This window comes from Pseudomonas sp. K5002 (assembly GCF_013386655.1).
GTDB lineage: Bacteria > Pseudomonadota > Gammaproteobacteria > Pseudomonadales > Pseudomonadaceae > Aquipseudomonas.
The window spans coordinates 1-3,501 of the sequence record NZ_JACARK010000783.1; the positions used below are offsets into that span (position 1 = coordinate 1).

4 protein-coding genes and 2 pseudogenes are annotated in these 3,501 nt (G+C 60.2%); all 6 read left to right on the forward strand.

Annotated features, from left to right (window positions below; translation table 11 throughout):
* Positions 1-274 (forward strand): annotated as a pseudogene (locus HX846_RS28450) (peptide ABC transporter substrate-binding protein); the annotation flags it as partial.
* A 318-nt stretch (positions 275-592) separates the two neighbouring features.
* Entirely contained in the window at positions 593-1,039 is a 447-nt protein-coding gene (locus HX846_RS28455; RefSeq protein WP_003217947.1) for a hypothetical protein, read from the forward strand.
* Between the two features lies 1 nt (position 1,040).
* Positions 1,041-1,598, forward strand: coding sequence for a hypothetical protein (locus tag HX846_RS28460; RefSeq protein ID WP_003217945.1), 558 nt, complete (start codon positions 1,041-1,043; stop codon positions 1,596-1,598).
* A gap of 79 nt (positions 1,599-1,677) precedes the next feature.
* Positions 1,678-2,373, forward strand: coding sequence for a hypothetical protein (locus tag HX846_RS28465; protein ID WP_008432027.1), 696 nt, complete (start codon positions 1,678-1,680; stop codon positions 2,371-2,373).
* A gap of 61 nt (positions 2,374-2,434) precedes the next feature.
* Positions 2,435-3,115 (forward strand): C39 family peptidase, encoded by a 681-nt coding sequence (locus tag HX846_RS28470; RefSeq protein WP_003217941.1) that lies wholly within the window; start codon positions 2,435-2,437, stop codon positions 3,113-3,115.
* Positions 3,116-3,152: 37 nt separating this feature from the next.
* Positions 3,153-3,501: pseudogene (locus HX846_RS28475) on the forward strand (hypothetical protein); the annotation flags it as partial.

Below are 3,501 nucleotides of genomic sequence, written 5' to 3' on the forward strand. Positions count from 1 at the left end.
GGGCGACACGGCCCTGGCCTGGCGTGAAGGCAAGCTGATCCTCGACAACCTGGCCCTGGCCGACGCGTTGCCGCTGATCAATCGCTACCTGAGCAAACCCGTGATGCTGGCCGACGCCGGCACCGGCGCGATCCGCATTGGTGGCATCTACAACATCAACGAGGTGTCCAACCTCGTCCCCTCCCTGCCCAAGGTCCTGCCGGTCTACCTGACCCAGAACCAGGACGGCAACCCTGTACTCAATTCCATTCCGCGTAAAACCCCAAAGAGCTGAGCCAGGGTCATGGGCCTGCGCCCTCCTCCCGGATGCTGCCTGCGTCAAATCGTCCATTTTTGAAACACTTGCACCGGCTGAGCTGACAGCCGGCTGCGGAGTGCCGGGTTTACGGCGCGCAGTGTTTCATCCCTGAGACACCTGCCAGGCGGGCTGGACAGGGGCCTGTCGTCTCACAATTGAAACACATTCACTGCGCGTTCTTTCTCCCGCGCTCATAACCCCATGAATGTCATCACAAATTCAAAAGCGGCACAGCTCCTGCTCTCTTCCTGACAGCGCTGTTTAGGGTCAGCGCCAAGAATAAGGAATGCCGTCGTGAAGACACTTAATCCAGGCTCATTGAGCCTTCTGCTGATCAGCTGTGTACTGAGTACCAGCGTGAGCCTCCCGGTGCTCGCGGCAGGCGACGGTGTGATCGTGATTCAGCGCACCGTCCAGGGCCACATGGCTGGCCGCACCGCTGGCGTCGACCCCAACCCGGTCACCGTCAATGCCAATTCTTCTCCACAGATCCTGCGGGCCACCAGCGAGCTGAGCGACAACGACTACGCCAACATCAGCAGCGGCTCCAGCATCACTCGCGCCATCCTGCCTGGCGGCAACCTTCCCGGCTTGACCAACAACGGGGGTGGCGTAGGCCTCGGTGGCGGCGCGGCGGCCGGCCATGGTGGCGGCTCCAGCCTCTCGGGGCAGATCAACGGCTCAATCTCCCGCGGCATGGCGCCTTTGAACAATATCGGCAGCCTGATGGGAGGCCAGTGAGATGAACCATTCCTGGTTGTTCCTGGCGATCCTGGGCTGCTCGGCAGCCATGGCTGACAACAGCGCAGTGATCGACAACTCCGGCAAGCAATACAACGGCATCGTCTCGATCAACCAGGCGGCCGGCAATCAGCAACAACAGCTCAACAGCCGCGCGATTTCGGCGGGCAGCAACTCCCAGGCGGGCGGCGCCCTCAGCCAGACCATCGGCGGCGCACCGGCCGATCGCTCCCAGAACGCCAGGGTGGCGATCCAGGGCAGCTCTTTCAGCAATGGCAGCGGTGTACTGGGCGTCAACCAGTCGGCCGGGGCCAGCAACCAGATGATCAATGCGGTGCGGATCAGCGTGAATGCTGGCCCGCAAAGCATCGACGACAGCGTCATGTCGCAACAGAACGTGGCGCTGTCACCAAACTCAGGGTTCACCTCTACCACTGGCAGCCGCCAGGTCGTCACAAGCGACCAGGCCTTCACCGGCAGCCGTGGAGTGGTACAGGTGAATCAGAGTGCCGGGGTGGGGAACCGCATGGCTAACGCCCTGAACGTACAGATCCAATGATTCATTGGAGCTCGAAGCTGGACCGTACCAACACTTAACCAACTAATTAGAAGCAAGGGGAAATACCATGAAAACTACAATGGCTCTTAAACCACTGGCCTTCGCTCTCGCTGCAATCATGGCTGCCGCCGCACATGCCAACCCACCTACTCATCAGCCTACCGCTGCAGTAGCCGCCGTTTCCGATGCGCAATCGAGCAACCACAATGGCGTGCTCAACCTGGGCACCCAGAACAACGCGTCGGCCAACAACTCGTTGAACGGCAGCAGCGGCAACGCCCAGGCCAACATCGCAGCCGGTGATGGCAACCAACAAGACAACCAGACCGCCATTGCGGCCGGTGATGCAGATGCCGTGTTTGCCCAAGCTACCATTACCCAAGACAACCGCAACAACGTCTCGGTGCAAGTGGCTACCCACAACAACGCTTCGCTCAACAACTCGGCCAACGGCAGCTCCGGCAACCTGGGTGTGAGCGTTGCCGCGGGTAACTTCAACCAACAGAAAAACCAACTGGCAATTGCTTCTGCCAGTGGTGCCGCCGCCGCTGCTTCGAGCAACACCACTCAAACCAGCGTCGACAACACCTTCCTCAATACCGTGGCCACTCAGTCTGGCCCATGGGGCAGCCACACTTACCTGCCTGTCGTGAACAACGCCAGCGCCAACAACTCGCTTAATGGCTCTTCGGGCAACCTGGGCGCCAACATTGCTGCAGGCGTGGGCAATCAGCAGGGCAACACCACTGTGATTTCCTCCGGCGTACGTTTCTGATGCAACGGGGCCTTGGCGACAAGGCCCCTTTTTATTCCAGTGTCCTCCAGGCCATTCGATCATGCGGATCATCGCCCTCACCCTCCTGTTATTGCTCACCGGCCCGACTTGGGCGGGGCAAATGGCGATTGCTGCCATGCCCGGCGGTGGCGTGATCTTCAAGAAGGTCGAGAGCATCCGTGAACGCAAGTTCGCCAACCTGGTGGAACAGAAAACCGATTTCAGCTGCGGTGCCGCCGCCCTGGCCACCATCCTGCGCCAGGCCTACTGGATGGATGTGGATGAAGACCACATCATCAAGGGCATGCTGGTCAACGCCGATCAGGACCTGGTGCGTACCCAGGGCTTTTCGATGTTGGACATGAAGCGCTACCTGGAAAGCATCGGCATGCGCGCCCGGGGTTACCGGATCAATGCAGACACCCTGCTCACGGTGAAGATCCCGGTGGTGGTGTTGCTGGAGATTCGCGGCTACAAGCACTTCGTGGTGATGCAGCGCGCCGACAAGGACTGGGTGTACATCGGCGACCCGGTACTGGGCCATAAACGCTATGCCCGCGACGACTTCGTCAAAGGCTGGAATGGCATCGTCTTCGCGGTATTGGGCGAAGGTTATGACAAGACCAACGTGCTGCTCGACCCGCCCACCCCACTGACGGCGAAAAACAGAATCAATGAGTTCAGTCCGGTGCGCGACAGTGAATTGATGGACTTCGGTTTTATCCAGAGCGACTTCTTCTAGAAGCGCAATAAGGGGCAGGACGCTCCAGGAGCAAACGATGAACACTTACCGTTGGCTGACGGTCATGTGCCTGGCAGCCTCAATGCCCGCTTATGCGTCATCGGTGTTCAAGCCGATTGAAATAAAGGACTCGGAACTGGCTGACCTGCGTGGTCGCTACGTGATGCCGGGGCGGATCATCAGTTTTGGCATCGTGATGAGCAGTACCTGGACCAATGCCGCCGGCGACAGCGTGACCGGCTCGGCCAGCATGAACGTCAACGCGTCGACCGTCACCCCGCAGTTTTATGTGCAGGTAACCGACAGCCCCACCAAAGTCTCGCCCAACCAGCCGAATGGCACCGGCACGGTGGTCGGTGGTGCCGGCCTGGGCAGCGGCCAGGGCG